Here is a 14950-nt window from a genome sequence, read left to right on the forward strand (position 1 = left end):
GCAGCGGATTATTACCAGGTTTTACCAATGTTAAACTGGAACTGCTCCGCTTTGTCTCCATCGTATTTCTTAAACGGCTGGGCGTAGGAGAAGACCAACGGCCCCAGCGGTGACATCCATTGTAATGCGATACCTGCAGACATGCGAATGTTGCTCGGATCGCTATAGTCCGGAATACCTTCTGCACGCGTTGCGGCAGTGTTCTCCCAGTTGGTATCCCACACGGTACCCGCATCCAGGAAGAACGAGGTACGCACGGAGTTCGCATACTTGTCGCTAATAAACGGCGTAGGCGTAATGAACTCCAGGCTGGCAACACCCATGGCGTTACCGCCCACCGCGTCGTCTGAGCTACAGACTTTCGAGGTGTCTGATGTATCACAGTTATCCAGACCCTTACCGCCGTAGTAAACCGCTTTCGGACCAATGTTATTGGACTGGAAGCCACGGACGGTGCTGGAACCACCGGCATAGAAGTTTTCATAGAATGGCAGTTCTTTGCCACCTAAACCATCGCCGTAGCCCCAGCGTGTACGACCCAGAACAACCCATTTATGGTCGTCATCAATTGGGAAGTAGGACGCGGTATCCAGCGTAATTTTGTAGAACTCGTTATCAGAGCCTGGAATGGTCACTTTACCGTTCAGGTTGACGCGAGAACCTTCCGTCGGGAAGAAACCACGGTCGAGGCGGTTATAGGTCCAACCGTAGTTGAACGTGAAGTCATCCGCAGCGAAGCCGTTGTTATCGCTCGACGTACTGGTCGATTGGCCGATGGAATCCAGATAACGCCACATCGCCACCTGCGGTTGCATATTGGACAGGTCGTTATGCACGTAACCTAAACCAGCACGCAGGGTGTTGTATTCGTTAATTGGGAAGCCCAGCGTGCCATCGACACCGTAGCTTTTGTTGGTGTACGAGGACAGATCCGCGTCGTCTGCTTTAAAGTCGTTATAGAAGATACGACCGCCCAGGCTCACACCGTCAACGGTGAAGTATGGGTTAGTAACAGAGAACTCAGAGTAGGTCTGGTAGTCGTTTTTGGTGCCGTTGATGCCCACAGAGTAACCTGTGCCCAGCCAGTTATCCTGCTGAACACCGACCTGGAAGCTCACGCCACTTTCAGTACCGTAACCCACACCGAAGTTGAAGCTACCGGTGTTACGCTCTTTGACTTTATAAACAACGTCAACCTGATCGGGACGACCCGGCACGCGCTGCGTATCGGTATCAACGGTTTCGAAGTAGCCCAGACGGTTCAGACGTTCTTTACCCTGGTCGACGAGATCGCTACCCAGCCATGCACCTTCCATCTGACGCATTTCACGGCGCAGAACGGAATCTTTAGAGGTATCGTTGCCTTCGAAGCGGATCTTACGCACGTAGAAACGGTTACCCGCGTCCACGTTCACGTGCAGCTTCACGGTTTTATCCGTGTCGTTGATCTCAGGCTGAGTTTGTACGCGCGGATAGGCATAACCATAACGGCCGAGCAGCTTCTTAATGCCGTCTTCCATTTTGGTCACTTTAGAGCCGCTATACAGATCGCCCGGCTGAATCTTGGTCAGAGACTCGATCTCAGCTGAATGTCCGGCCAGGTTTCCGCTTACCTCAACACCTGAAAGCTTGTACTGCTCGCCTTCAGTAATGTTAATCGTAATGTAGATGCCTTTCTTGTCCGGAGTCAGACTTACCTGAGTCGAATCAATGTTGAAACGCGCATAGCCGCGATCGAGGTAGTAGCTGCGCAGGGTTTCAAGGTCGCCCGCCAGCTTCTGCTTCTGGTATTTACGATCGCCAACCACGTTCCACCACGGCACTTCGTCGCGCAGCTGGAAGGTAGAGATCAGTTCATCGGTGCTGAAAGCATGGTTACCGACGATGTTGATCTGCTGGATCTTTGCAGAAACACCTTCCTGGAACACCAGCTTCAGGTCTACGCGGTTACGCGGCAGCGGTGTGACAACCGCTTTCACGCTGGCGCTGTATTTACCTACGCTGTAGTAGAAGTCTTCCAGACCTTTTTCAATGTCTGAAAGGGTAGTGCGGTCCAGAGATTCCCCCACACGGACGCCAGATGCTTCAAGGTTCTGCTTGAGCATGTCATCTTTCACCGACTTATTGCCGGAGAAAGTGATACTGGCGATCGTTGGACGTTCTTTTACCTGAACCAGCAGCGTATCACCATCGCGCAGGACGCGGACGTCCTCAAAGTTGCCAGTGGCAAACAGAGCACGGATGGTGTTACTGATATCATCATCATTAACCGTATCGCCAGGGCGCACAGGCATACTGAGGAGGGCCGCACCAACGGCGACACGCTGAAGGCCTTCGAAATGAATGTCTTTCACTACGAACCCGTCAGCACCGTATACGGTGGCGCTGCTAAACAGCAGCGACGCTATGAGCAACTTTTTCATCGCCATCGTTATTATGCGTTCTTCCTAACTAACTCTCTTACAACCGAGAGAAATCATTGAAAAGTGCAAGCCCCATTAACAGCACCAGCAAAATCGAGCCAATGCGATAACTAAAGTCTTGAACTCGCTCGGATACCGGTCCGCCTTTTAGCTTTTCAATCGCTAAAAACAGCAGATGACCCCCGTCTAACACGGGAAGCGGGAACAGGTTGATTATCCCGAGGTTCACGCTAATGAGCGCGAGAAACATGAGATAGTAAATCACCCCGAATTCCGCTGACATCCCAGCCCCCTGAGCAATCGAGATTGGCCCACTGAGGTTGTTCAGTTTCACATCACCGGTTATCAATTTCCCCAACATGTTTACCGTTAGCTTCATCAGTTGCCATGTTTTATCCGTGGCTTCAAGGATGGCGCTAAACGGCCCATACTGGCGTATTGTCTTGTACTCATCTGGCAGCGGGATCACTTTCGGCACTACGCCTGCGAACCCTTCCGCCTTTCCGCCTCCCGATTTGGTATCCGGGATAAGCGTCAGTGAGAGCGGACTCCCCTGCCTTTCAACGTCTAATGCGAGTGACGTACCTGGATTATCGCGCACCAGATTAACAAAGGTCATCCACTGTGTTAATGGCTGACCATCGACTTTAACGATCCTGTCGCCCGCTTGCAAACCCGCTTTACTCGCTGCCGAGTTAGCCTGTACTTCGGCTAATACCGGTTCGATCTGCGGGCCTCGCGGTCGAATCCCCAGTGCTGAAACCGGATCTTCTTTGTCAGGCTCGAAGCTCCAGTGGCGTAAATCCAGAACTTTCTCCTGCCGCTGGTTAGTTCCAAATGGCGACACGCTGACGGTCGTCTGCTCGTCACCGATTTTCGCTACCAGCTGCAGTCGCACGGCATCCCAATCAGGGGTTTCGATGCCATCAATCGCTTTAAGTTCCATCCCCGGTGTAATTTGCGCACTCGCCGCGATGGAGTCGGGGGCAATTTCACCGACAACCGGACGCACGCCAGGGACGCCGATGATAAACACCAGCCAGTAGGCAAAGATAGCAAAGATGAAATTGGCTACCGGTCCGGCAGCGATGATGGCGGCGCGTTGTCCAACGGTTTTGTTGTTAAACGCGCTGTGGCGAAGTTCTGGGGCAACCGGCTCGACGCGCTCGTCGAGCATTTTGACGTAGCCGCCGAGCGGGATAAGAGCGATGACAAACTCGGTGCCATGCTTGTCGGTGCGCTTCCAGAGCGATTTACCAAAACCGATGGAGAATCGTTCTACCCGCACACCGCAGCGCCGAGCAACCCAGAAATGGCCAAATTCATGCACGGTAATCAGTACACCCAGTGCAACAATGAACGCCGCCAGATTCCAGAGAATGCTCAGCATAAAACCTTCCGTTAAATCGTCCCAAATACCAGTAAAAGCAGGCAAGCAAACACTGGAACTGCAGCCGTCAGGCTGTCAATGCGATCCAGTATACCGCCATGTCCTGGGATAAGGTGACCACTATCTTTAATCCCTGCTTCACGCTTAAACATGCTCTCGGTTAAATCACCCAGAACGGATGCCAGCGCAGCGAAAATAGAGCATACCAGCAGCGTTGACGGCGCAACGTCGAGATTCGCCCAGACGCCGTAGCCCCAGGAGATAATCGCTGCGGTAAACAGGCCGCCAATGAATCCTTGCCAGGTTTTTCCCGGCGAGACTTTGGGAGCCAGCTTATGTTTGCCAAACAGTTTACCAAACATATACGCGCCAGAGTCAGCACCCCAGACGAGGATCATCACGTAGAGCAGCCACAATGCGCCGCTGTAGTGGTTTTCATCGTAGTGCCAGGCGCGCAGTGCAACCATACCCCAGAAAAAGGGAATAATGGTGAGCAGACCAAAAATCAGGCGTAAAACTTTAGAGTTACGCCAGAGCGCCGCAGAGCCTGGGTAAAAAAGCACCAGCACAAGCGCGGCAACCCACCAGCCTAATGACACCCAAAGCGAGCCAGCGACCAGCGGTTGGTGAATATCGTGGTGATATTCAGGCAATGTAAACAGCATCAGAGCCAGGATAAAGCCGCAGAGCACCGCCAGCCATACCCGCTGAGTGCGTGAGGTAAAGCCGCTAAACTGTCCCCATTCCCACGCGGCGAGCATGCACACCACCAGCGTCACAATAGCGAATCCCACTGGAGGCAGTAAAAACAGCGCCGCAATGACAATGGGTATTAATACAAAAGCGGAAATCAGGCGATACTTCAGCAAAAGCTACCCCCATCAGGCTTTGTCGCCACCAGGCTCTGTGCCGCCGAAACGACGCTCTCGGTTGGCAAAGGCATGAAGCGCACCTTCAAAGTCTTGTTCATCAAAATCGGGCCAAAGAACATCAGTAAAGTAAAGTTCGGCGTAGGCGATTTGCCAAAGCAAAAAGTTACTTATGCGATGTTCTCCCCCTGTCCTAATTACCAAATCCACGGGAGCCAGTTCATTCATGCAGATTTGCTTACCCAGCGCCTCTTCATCAATTTGGTCGGGTCTCAACAGCCCTTCCTGAACCTGTTCGGCCAGATGCCGAACACCCTGGATAATATCCCAGCGTCCGCCGTAATTCGCCGCGATATTGAGCGTCAGACCGGTGTTGTTTTCCGTCAACGCTTCTGCTTTGCGAATACGTTCCTGCAAACGTGAGTTAAAACGACTGGTTTCCCCGATAATACGCAGGCGCACGTTGTGGCGGTGCAGGCTTTTTACTTCGCTGTCGAGCGCCCACACAAACAGTTCCATCAACGCAGTGACTTCCTGCGCAGGTCGATTCCAGTTTTCACTGCTAAAAGCATAGAGCGTTAACGCATCAATGCCGTTATTGGCGGCAAAAGAAACGGCGCGGCGAACGGATTTCGCCCCAGCTTTATGCCCAAAGGCTCGTATCTTCCCTTGTCTTTTCGCCCAGCGGCCGTTGCCATCCATGATGATTGCTACATGACGGCAGCCATGCGCTGGCAAGTTTTCGCTTATTGGTTGATTCGCAGACAACATAACGCGTTTTTAGTCCCTGAAAAGGATTTAACGGTACTCAGGAATACTGAAGCCTAAACATAAAAAAGCCGTGTCAAACCACGGCTTACCTGACCACATTAAGTCAAATACCTGCGATCAGGTGGCGCAGACTATATCACTGAAGCCCAACGCTAACAAATGGCACGACGACTACTGGTTGGTTTATCACCAGCTTGCGAGACGTGTCACCTGCTTGCGCGCAATAACACGGGCCTGAGCATCCACCGCCAGCACCTCTTCCACGCTCTGTGGTTCGCGCAAATCCATCATTTCCAGCACCGACAGGTTCAGTGCGGCAATGTCGGTAAAGCGGATCTGCTGATTCAGGAATGCCTCAACGGTCACCTCATTGGCTGCATTCAGTGCTGTCGTCGCCGCCTGTCCCTGGTCGAAGGCCGTCATTGCAAGCTTCAGACACGGATAGCGGTCGTAATCAGGCTCGCTGAACGTCAGCGAGCTGAGCTTGCAAAAATCGAGCGGTTTTACGCCCGACTTCACGCGGTTTGGCCACGCCATAGCATGCGCAATCGGGGTTCGCATGTCAGGCTCGCCCAGCTGTGCCAGCACGCTACCGTCCTGATAGCGCACCATTGAGTGGATCACCGATTGCGGGTGGATCAGCACTTCCATCTGTTTCGCTGACGCATTGAACAGCCAGCGGGCTTCAATGTATTCCAGACCTTTGTTCATCATGGTGGCTGAATCAACGGAGATCTTACGCCCCATCGACCAGTTCGGATGACGGCACGCCTGATCCGGCGTCATTGCGCTCAGTTCAGACAGTGGCGTTTCGCGGAACGGGCCACCAGACCCGGTAAGCAGAATGGATACAACGCCATTTTGCTCCAGGTCAGCGTACCCCAGGTTCTGCTGAAAAGGTTGGGGCAAACTCTGAAAAATGGCGTTGTGCTCGCTATCAACCGGTAAAAGACGCGCCCCGCGCTGTTTAACGGCATCCATGAACAGGCGTCCGCAGGTCACCAGCGACTCTTTGTTCGCCAGCAGAACATCTTTTCCGGCATCAATAGCGGCAAGCGTCGGCAGAAGCCCTGCCGCACCGACGATTGCCGCCATCACCTGATCAACCTCATCCAGCGCAGCCATGTCGCACGCTGCCTGCTGCCCGCTCAGCACCTCTGTCCGACAGCCCTTCTCAGCAAGCTGTGCTTTCAGCAGTCGCGCACTGCTCTCGTCATCCATAACCGCATAGCGAGGCGTGAACTCCAGACACTGCTCCACCATGCGCTCCACGTTTTTTCCGGCCACGAGCGCAGTCACGGTGTAGAGTTCAGGGTTATGGCGAACAACGTCGAGAGTGCTGCAGCCAATAGAGCCGGTTGAGCCGAGGAGAGTTAAATGCTTCATGAGATGCCCGGGAAAAGTTAAACCAGATAAAAGCAAAACGCCGCCAGCAAGCACGAAGGCTCTCTGAACGGCGTTTATCAGTGTACGACAGAAATCAGAACTGCATCAGTTCCGCTTCTTTTTCTGCCAGCGCCGCGTCAATTTTCTTGATAGCAGCGTCAGTCAGTTTCTGCACGTCGTCCTGGGAACGACGGTCGTCATCTTCGCTGATCTCTTTTTCTTTCAGCAGTGCTTTCACTTTATCGTTCGCATCGCGGCGCACGTTACGCACGGACACACGACCCTGCTCCGCTTCACCACGAACCACTTTGATCAGGTCTTTACGACGTTCTTCAGTCAGCGGCGGCAGTGGAACGCGGATATCAGTACCCGCAGAGCTTGGGTTCAGACCCAGGTCAGAAGCCATAATCGCTTTCTCAACCGCAGGACCCATAGAACGGTCGAATACGTTGATTTTCAGCGTGCGGGTATCTTCCACGGTGACGTTCGCCAGCTGACGCAGCGGAGTTGGCGTGCCGTAGTATTCCACAACGATGCCATCCAGCAGGCTTGGGGAAGCACGGCCAGTACGAATTTTGCTGATTTGGTTTTTGAACGCTTCTACGCACTTATCCATGCGTACTTCAGCATCTTTTCTGATGTCGTTAATCACGTTACGGATCCTTGAAAACTTGTCTCAGGCAGACTATCCGCCAGCACAGCCGCTACAGGTGTGCTAAGTATAGTCGCGTTTAAATCATGACAACGCCAAAGGCGCGTCCGGGTAAGATACCACTACAAAATAAAGCGGAATCTTACCTGTATTTATCGTCGACGGAAATTATTCCGTGATCAAAGTGCCTTCTTTTTCGCCCATTACAACGCGACGCAGCGCGCCGGGCTTGTTCATGTTGAAGACACGAATCGGCAGTTTGTGGTCACGAGCCAGCGTGAAGGCGGCAAGATCCATTACTTTCAGCTCTTTATCCAGTACTTCGCTGTAGGTCAGCTGATCGTACATGGTGGCAGAAGGATCTTTTGCCGGATCGGCAGTAAACACGCCGTCAACTTTGGTCGCTTTCAGCACCACATCGGCTTCGATTTCGATACCGCGCAGGCAGGCAGCGGAATCGGTAGTAAAGAACGGGTTACCCGTACCGGCGGAGAGGATCACCACGCGGTTGTTGCGCAGCAGGCTGATTGCCTCTGCCCAGCTGTAGTTATCGCAAACGCCATTCAGAGGAATAGCAGACATCAGGCGAGCATTCACGTAGGCGCGGTGAAGCGCATCACGCATTGCCAGGCCATTCATTACGGTTGCCAGCATCCCCATGTGGTCGCCCACAACGCGGTTCATACCCGCTTTCGCCAGACCAGCACCACGGAAAAGGTTGCCACCGCCAATGACCACGCCAACCTGAATGCCCAGTTCGACCAGTTCTTTGATTTCCTGTGCCATGCGATCAAGGATGCTTGCGTCAATACCGAAGCCTTCCGATCCCTGCAGCGCTTCGCCACTCAGCTTAAGCAGAATGCGTTTGTACACGGGTTTTGCATTGGTAGCCATGTTTCTTTCCTGAGACTGTCAACGATTAAGATGGGGGTTAATTCTGGCGACATGTTATGTCGCAAACCAGCACAGCGATACCGGAGCCTGTCTGATTTTGTATGACGGGTGACAAAAAGAAGCCGCCCTCAGGCGGCTCCTTTTTCATCATTAAGACTGCTTGGACATTGCAGCAACTTCTGCTGCGAAGTCAGTCTCAACTTTCTCGATGCCTTCGCCCACTTCGAAGCGGATGAAGCCAGTTACGTCAGCGTTATGCTCTTTCAGCAGCTGAGCAACAGACTTGCTTGGATCCATTACGAAAGGCTGGCCAGTCAGAGAAACTTCGCCGGTGAATTTCTTCATGCGGCCTTCAACCATTTTCTCTGCGATTTCTTTTGGCTTACCAGACTGCATCGCGATGTCCAGCTGAACCTGGTACTCTTTCTCTACCACTTCAGCAGACACGTCTTCTGGCTTAACGAATTCTGGCTTGCTTGCAGCGATGTGCATTGCCAGCTGTTTAACCAGCTCTTCGTCAGCGCCTTTAGCCGCAACCAGAACACCGATACGCGCACCGTGCTGGTATGAACCCAGAACGTCACCTTCCAGAGAAGATACGCGACGGATGTTGATGTTCTCACCGATTTTAGCAACCAGCGCAACGCGTTCTTCTTCGAACTGTGCTTTCAGAACTTCAACGTCAGTGATTTTGCCAGCAACAGCTGCGTCCAGAACTTTGTTCGCAAATGCCTGGAAACCGCCATCTTTAGCAACGAAGTCAGTCTGGCAGTTAACTTCCAGAATGATGCCGTAGTTGCCGTCGATTTTAGTGATGATCACGCCGTCAGCAGCAACGTTGCCTGCTTTTTTAGCTGCTTTGATCGCACCGGATTTACGCATGTTTTCGATTGCCAGCTCGATGTCGCCGTTCGCTTCAGTCAGCGCTTTTTTGCAATCCATCATGCCTGCGCCAGTACGCTCACGCAGCTCTTTTACCAGGGATGCGGTAATTTCAGCCATTCTTAAATCCTCGGGAGATGTGAACTGCCCGGCCAGAAGCCAAACAGTATAAATTGAAAAAAGGGGCCGATAATTGGCCCCTATTCATACACGGTACTAATAAGGGGTGTAGCCTTATTATTCAGCTTCTACGAAGCTTTCTTCCGCCTGAGAAGCCAGATCCTGAGAACGGCCTTCACGAACGGTAGCAGCTACAGCGCCCAGGTACAGGCTAACGGCACGGATTGCATCGTCGTTACCCGGGATAACGAAGTCAACACCGTCCGGATCGGAGTTGGTATCAACGATAGCGAATACCGGGATACCCAGGTTGTTAGCTTCTTTGATTGCGATGTGCTCGTGGTCTGCATCGATTACGAACAGCGCGTCTGGCAGGCCGCCCATATCTTTGATACCGCCCAGGCTGTTTTCCAGCTTGTCCAGTTCACGAGTACGCATCAGCGCTTCTTTCTTAGTCAGCTTATCGAAAGTACCGTCCTGAGACTGGGTTTCCAGATCTTTCAGGCGTTTGATTGACTGACGAACGGTTTTCCAGTTGGTCAGCATGCCGCCCAACCAGCGATGGTTCACGAAGAACTGATCGCAGCTGTTAGCAGCATCTTTCACAGCTTCGCTTGCAGCGCGTTTAGTACCAACGAACAGAATCTTACCTTTACGGGAAGAGATCTTGTTCAGCTCAGCCAGGGCTTCGTTGAACATTGGTACAGTTTTCTCAAGGTTGATGATGTGAACTTTGTTACGCGCGCCGAAGATGAAAGGCTTCATTTTCGGGTTCCAGTAACGGGTCTGGTGACCAAAGTGAACACCAGCCTTGAGCATGTCGCGCATGGAAACAGTTGCCATGTTTAAAACCTCTATTTAAAAGTTGGGGTTATGCCTCCACGTATCCCATGTTACCGACCCCGAAGGGCACCCCGGAACATGTGCCGATACGTGTGTGTTGTTACACAAAGTGAGATATGTCGCCTCCGTCCATTCTGTGTATATGAAATGGATCGGAAGTCCGGCGCGCTTTATACCACAAAACGCGGGCGGAAACCAACAGTTGTTGGCGGTGTGTGCTGCTAATGATTCTCAATTTGGCACGGGGTGCGCCTGACTGATACCATTAACGACACTTAGACTAGTATTGTCGAAAAAATCGACACCGATGGACAGATTACATGGCTATCTCTATTAAGACCCCTGAAGAAATTGAAAAGATGCGCGTCGCCGGTCGTCTGGCCGCCGAAGTGCTGGAAATGATCGAACCGTTCGTTAAACCGGGCGTTAGCACCGGCGAGCTGGATCGCATTTGTAACGACTACATCGTGAACGAGCAGCACGCGGTTTCCGCCTGCCTCGGCTATCACGGTTTCCCGAAATCCGTCTGCATCTCTATTAATGAAGTGGTTTGCCACGGTATTCCGGACGACGAAAAACTGCTGAAAGATGGCGACATCGTGAACATCGACGTGACCGTCATTAAAGACGAGTACCACGGCGACACCTCTAAGATGTTCATCGTGGGCAAACCGACCATCCTCGGCGAGCGTCTGTGCAAAGTGACGCAGGAAAGCCTCTACTTGGCGCTGAAAATGGTTAAGCCGGGCATTCGCCTGCGCACGCTCGGCGCGGCTATCCAGAAGTTCGTTGAAGCAGAAGGTTTCTCTGTGGTGCGCGAGTACTGCGGACACGGCATCGGCCGCGTGTTCCACGAAGAGCCGCAGGTTCTGCACTACGATGCGGATGACGGCGGCGTGGTGCTGCAAAAAGGCATGACCTTCACCATCGAGCCAATGGTCAACTCCGGCGATTACCGTATCCGCACCATGAAAGACGGCTGGACGGTGAAAACCAAAGACAGAAGCTTGTCTGCGCAGTACGAGCATACTATTGTGGTCACAGACAACGGCTGCGAAATTATGACGTTGCGCAAGGATGACACTATCCCGGCGATACTGACGAACATTGAGTGATAAGAAGCCGGCAAATGCCGGCTTTTTTAATGGCGATAGCTTTTTCTTATGGGTGGCGCACGATGAGTAATCTATTACCAGAACAGTATGCTAACACAGCCCTTCCCACCCTCCCTGACCAGCCCGACAACCCGGGCGTCTGGCCGCCGCACGAGCTGACCTGCGCCCACATCAAAGCGCATCTGGACGTCTTCCAGCGCTGGCTCGGCAGCGCGTTTGACGCGGGCATTTCCGCCGAACAGCTGATTGAAGCGCGCACCGAATTTATCGACCAGCTTTTGCAGCGCCTGTGGATCGACTACGGCTTTGGGCAAATCAGCGACGTCGCGCTGGTCGCCGTTGGCGGCTACGGCCGCGGCGAGCTGCACCCGCTGTCTGACATCGACCTGCTGATCCTGAGCCGCAAAAAGCTGCCGGACGACCAGGCGCAAAAAATCGGCGAGCTGCTGACCCTGCTGTGGGACGTGAAGCTGGAAGTCGGCCACAGCGTGCGAACCCTGGAAGAGTGCCTGCTCGAAGGGCTTTCCGACCTGACCGTCGCCACCAACCTGATTGAAACGCGTCTGCTGATTGGCGACGTGGCGCTGTTCCTGGAGCTGCAAAAACACATCTTCAGCGACGGCTTCTGGCCGTCGGAGAAGTTCTTCGCCGCGAAGGTGGAAGAGCAAAACCAGCGCCACCAGCGCTACCACGGCACCAGCTATAACCTCGAACCCGACATCAAAAGCAGCCCCGGCGGCCTGCGCGACATCCACACCCTGCAGTGGGTCGCCCGTCGCCATTTCGGCGCCACCTCGCTGGACGAAATGGTCGGCTTCGGCTTTTTGACCGAGGCCGAGCGCAACGAGCTGAACGAGTGTCTGCACCTGCTGTGGCGCATTCGCTTCGCCCTGCATCTGGAAGTCACCCGCTACGACAACCGCCTGCTGTTCGACCGCCAGCTGAGCGTGGCCCAGCGCCTGAACTACAGCGGCGAAGGCAACGAGCCGGTCGAGCACATGATGAAGGACTTCTTCCGCGTGACCCGCCGCGTCACCGAGCTGAACCAGATGCTGCTACAGCTTTTCGACGAAGCGATCCTGGCGCTGACGGCGGATGAAAAGCCGCGTGCGATCGACGACGAATTCCAGCTGCGCGGCACGCTGATCGACCTGCGGGACGAAACCCTGTTCATCCGCGAGCCGGAAGCGATCCTGCGCATGTTTTACACCATGGTGCGTAACAGCACGATCACCGGGATCTACTCCACCACCCTGCGCCATCTGCGCCACGCCCGTCGTCACCTGACGGAGCCACTGTGCTATATCCCGGAAGCGCGTTCGCTATTCCTGAGCATGCTGCGCCATCCCGGGGCGGTCAGCCGCGGCCTGCTGCCGATGCACCGCCACAGCGTGCTGTGGGCCTATATGCCCCAGTGGTCGCACATTGTCGGGCAGATGCAGTTCGATCTTTTCCACGCCTATACCGTGGATGAGCACACCATCCGCGTGATGCTCAAGCTGGAAAGTTTTGCGAAGGAAGAGACTCGCTCCCGCCACCCGCTGTGCGTTGAGCTGTGGCCGCGCCTGACCCACCCGGAGCTGATCCTGATCGCCGCGCTGTTCCACGATATTGCCAAAGGGCGCGGCGGCGACCACTCGGTGCTGGGCGCGCAGGACGTGCTGAAATTTGCCGAGCTTCACGGCCTTAACTCCCGGGAAACGCAGCTTGTGGCCTGGCTGGTGCGCAATCACCTGCTGATGTCCGTGACCGCACAGCGCCGGGACATTCAGGATCCGGAGGTGATTAAGCAATTCGCCAAAGAGGTGCAGACGGAGCATCGCCTGCGCTTCCTGGTGTGCCTGACGGTGGCCGATATTTGCGCCACCAACGAAACCCTGTGGAACAGCTGGAAGCAGAGCCTGCTGCGCGAACTCTATTTCGCGACGGAGAAACAGCTGCGGCGCGGAATGCAGAACACGCCGGACATGCGCGAGCGCGTGCGCCATCACCAGCTTCAGGCGCTGGCGCTGCTGCGGATGGACAATATTAATGAAGAGGCGCTGCATCAGATTTGGGCCCGCTGTCGCGCCAACTACTTTGTGCGCCACAGCCCGAACCAGCTCGCCTGGCACGCGCGGCACCTGCTCAAGCACGATCTGTCGAAACCGCTGATCCTGCTCAGCCCGCAGGCGACGCGCGGCGGAACGGAGATTTTTATCTGGAGCCCGGATCGCGCCTACCTGTTTGCCGCCGTTTGCGCCGAACTTGACCGCAGAAACCTGTCCGTTCACGACGCGCAGATTTTCACCACCCGCGACGGGATGGCGATGGACACCTTTATTGTGCTGGAGCCGGACGGCAGCCCGCTGTCGTCAGACAGGCATGAAGGGATTCGTTTTGGTCTGGAGCAGGCGATAACCCAGCACAGCTGGCAGCCGCCGCAGCCTCGCCGCCAGCCGGCAAAATTGCGCCACTTTACGGTGGATACGGAGGTCAATTTCCTGCCCACGCACACCGACAGGAAATCGTTCCTGGAGCTGATCGCGCTTGACCAGCCAGGGCTGCTCGCCCGCGTTGGCCAGGTTTTTGCGGATCTGGGAATTTCGCTTCACGGGGCAAGAATTACAACCATTGGCGAGCGAGTAGAAGATTTATTCATAATCGCGACCGCCGATCGGCGTGCCCTTAATAATGACCTGCAACTTGAAGTGCAACAACGGTTGACAGCAGCCCTCAATCCAAACGATAAAGGGTGACTTGTTTTTAGTGAATATGGAAAGAGTAAACAATGCAGCAGTTACAAAACGTTATTGAGTCCGCTTTTGAGCGCCGCGCCGAGATCACTCCGGCAAATGTGGATACCGTTACCCGTGAAGCCGTGAACCAGGTGATTGCCCTGCTGGATTCCGGCGCTCTGCGCGTAGCAGAGAAAATCGACGGTCAGTGGGTAACTCATCAGTGGCTGAAGAAAGCCGTGCTGCTCTCTTTCCGTATCAACGATAACCAGGTTATCGACGGAGCAGAAAGCCGCTACTTCGACAAAGTGCCGATGAAATTCGCCGATTACGACGAAGCGCGTTTCCAGAAAGAAGGTTTCCGCGTCGTGCCACCGGCAGCCGTGCGTCAGGGTGCATTTATCGCGCGTAACACCGTGCTGATGCCATCCTACGTCAACATCGGTGCTTACGTTGACGAAGGCACCATGGTAGACACCTGGGCGACCGTGGGTTCCTGTGCGCAGATCGGTAAAAACGTTCACCTGTCCGGCGGCGTGGGCATTGGCGGCGTACTGGAGCCGCTCCAGGCTAACCCAACCATCATCGAAGACAACTGCTTCATCGGCGCACGCTCCGAAGTGGTTGAAGGCGTGATCGTGGAAGAAGGCTCCGTGATCTCCATGGGCGTGTACATCGGTCAGAGCACCCGTATCTATGACCGCGAAACCGGCGAAGTGCATTACGGTCGCGTTCCGGCGGGCTCCGTGGTAGTTTCCGGCAACCTGCCGTCAAAAGATGGCAAATACAGCCTGTACTGCGCGGTTATCGTGAAGAAAGTTGACGCGAAAACCCGCGGCAAAGTGGGCATCAACGAACTGCTGCGCACCATCGATTAATCCGCTTAGC

12 protein-coding genes are annotated in these 14950 nt (G+C 54.3%); 3 read left to right on the forward strand and 9 right to left on the reverse strand.

Annotation, left to right across the window (positions count from 1 at the left end):
• Window positions 1–11: 11 nt before the first annotated feature.
• From bamA to rpsB, 9 genes are all read right to left on the reverse strand, one after another.
• Window positions 12–2429 (reverse strand): outer membrane protein assembly factor BamA, encoded by a 2418-nt coding sequence (gene bamA / locus AB6V08_RS07745; RefSeq protein ID WP_368542144.1) that lies wholly within the window; start codon window positions 2427–2429, stop codon window positions 12–14.
• Window positions 2430–2460: 31 nt separating this feature from the next.
• Window positions 2461–3813 (reverse strand): sigma E protease regulator RseP, encoded by a 1353-nt coding sequence (rseP, locus tag AB6V08_RS07750; RefSeq protein WP_368542145.1) that lies wholly within the window; start codon window positions 3811–3813, stop codon window positions 2461–2463.
• Window positions 3814–3824: 11 nt separating this feature from the next.
• Window positions 3825–4682 (reverse strand): phosphatidate cytidylyltransferase, encoded by an 858-nt coding sequence (gene cdsA, locus AB6V08_RS07755; protein ID WP_368542146.1) that lies wholly within the window; start codon window positions 4680–4682, stop codon window positions 3825–3827.
• 12 nt (window positions 4683–4694) lie between these two features.
• Window positions 4695–5453 (reverse strand): (2E,6E)-farnesyl-diphosphate-specific ditrans,polycis-undecaprenyl-diphosphate synthase, encoded by a 759-nt coding sequence (ispU, locus tag AB6V08_RS07760; protein ID WP_368542147.1) that lies wholly within the window; start codon window positions 5451–5453, stop codon window positions 4695–4697.
• 186 nt (window positions 5454–5639) lie between these two features.
• Window positions 5640–6839, reverse strand: a complete 1200-nt coding sequence (ispC, locus tag AB6V08_RS07765) for a 1-deoxy-D-xylulose-5-phosphate reductoisomerase (RefSeq protein ID WP_368542148.1) — start codon at window positions 6837–6839, stop codon at window positions 5640–5642.
• 94 nt (window positions 6840–6933) lie between these two features.
• Window positions 6934–7491: a ribosome recycling factor gene (gene frr / locus AB6V08_RS07770; protein ID WP_103178334.1), complete on the reverse strand. Its 558-nt coding sequence runs from the start codon at window positions 7489–7491 to the stop codon at window positions 6934–6936.
• Between the two features lie 168 nt (window positions 7492–7659).
• On the reverse strand, window positions 7660–8385 hold the full coding sequence (gene pyrH / locus AB6V08_RS07775; RefSeq protein WP_004098747.1) for a UMP kinase: 726 nt from the start codon (window positions 8383–8385) through the stop codon (window positions 7660–7662).
• A gap of 150 nt (window positions 8386–8535) precedes the next feature.
• A complete protein-coding gene (gene tsf / locus AB6V08_RS07780; RefSeq protein ID WP_014882627.1) occupies window positions 8536–9387 on the reverse strand; it encodes a translation elongation factor Ts in 852 nt (283 codons plus the stop codon).
• Window positions 9388–9504: 117 nt separating this feature from the next.
• Window positions 9505–10230: a 30S ribosomal protein S2 gene (gene rpsB / locus AB6V08_RS07785; protein ID WP_139537040.1), complete on the reverse strand. Its 726-nt coding sequence runs from the start codon at window positions 10228–10230 to the stop codon at window positions 9505–9507.
• A 320-nt stretch (window positions 10231–10550) separates the two neighbouring features.
• Between rpsB and map the strand changes: the two genes are divergently transcribed.
• From map to dapD, 3 genes are all read left to right on the forward strand, one after another.
• A complete protein-coding gene (map, locus tag AB6V08_RS07790) occupies window positions 10551–11345 on the forward strand; it encodes a type I methionyl aminopeptidase (protein ID WP_006173616.1) in 795 nt (264 codons plus the stop codon).
• 62 nt (window positions 11346–11407) lie between these two features.
• Window positions 11408–14083: a bifunctional uridylyltransferase/uridylyl-removing protein GlnD gene (gene glnD / locus AB6V08_RS07795; RefSeq protein ID WP_368542149.1), complete on the forward strand. Its 2676-nt coding sequence runs from the start codon at window positions 11408–11410 to the stop codon at window positions 14081–14083.
• A gap of 32 nt (window positions 14084–14115) precedes the next feature.
• Window positions 14116–14940, forward strand: a complete 825-nt coding sequence (gene dapD / locus AB6V08_RS07800; protein WP_368542150.1) for a 2,3,4,5-tetrahydropyridine-2,6-dicarboxylate N-succinyltransferase — start codon at window positions 14116–14118, stop codon at window positions 14938–14940.
• The last annotated feature ends 10 nt before the right edge of the window (window positions 14941–14950 follow it).

The sequence above is a fragment of the Enterobacter soli genome (assembly GCF_964208575.1).
GTDB lineage: Bacteria > Pseudomonadota > Gammaproteobacteria > Enterobacterales > Enterobacteriaceae > Enterobacter > Enterobacter soli_A.

What these genes read in the sequence shown, in the direction of transcription:
- map (WP_006173616.1), top strand. Translation starts at nt 10,551, where the DNA reads ATGGCTATCTCTATTAAGACCCCTGAAGAAATTGAAAAGATGCGCGTC.
- dapD (WP_368542150.1), top strand. Translation starts at nt 14,116, where the DNA reads ATGCAGCAGTTACAAAACGTTATTGAGTCCGCTTTTGAGCGCCGCGCC.
- tsf (WP_014882627.1), bottom strand. Translation starts at nt 9,387, where the DNA reads ATGGCTGAAATTACCGCATCCCTGGTAAAAGAGCTGCGTGAGCGTACT.
- bamA (WP_368542144.1), bottom strand. Translation starts at nt 2,429, where the DNA reads ATGGCGATGAAAAAGTTGCTCATAGCGTCGCTGCTGTTTAGCAGCGCC.
- glnD (WP_368542149.1), top strand. Translation starts at nt 11,408, where the DNA reads ATGAGTAATCTATTACCAGAACAGTATGCTAACACAGCCCTTCCCACC.
- ispU (WP_368542147.1), bottom strand. Translation starts at nt 5,453, where the DNA reads ATGTTGTCTGCGAATCAACCAATAAGCGAAAACTTGCCAGCGCATGGC.
- rpsB (WP_139537040.1), bottom strand. Translation starts at nt 10,230, where the DNA reads ATGGCAACTGTTTCCATGCGCGACATGCTCAAGGCTGGTGTTCACTTT.
- rseP (WP_368542145.1), bottom strand. Translation starts at nt 3,813, where the DNA reads ATGCTGAGCATTCTCTGGAATCTGGCGGCGTTCATTGTTGCACTGGGT.
- ispC (WP_368542148.1), bottom strand. Translation starts at nt 6,839, where the DNA reads ATGAAGCATTTAACTCTCCTCGGCTCAACCGGCTCTATTGGCTGCAGC.
- pyrH (WP_004098747.1), bottom strand. Translation starts at nt 8,385, where the DNA reads ATGGCTACCAATGCAAAACCCGTGTACAAACGCATTCTGCTTAAGCTG.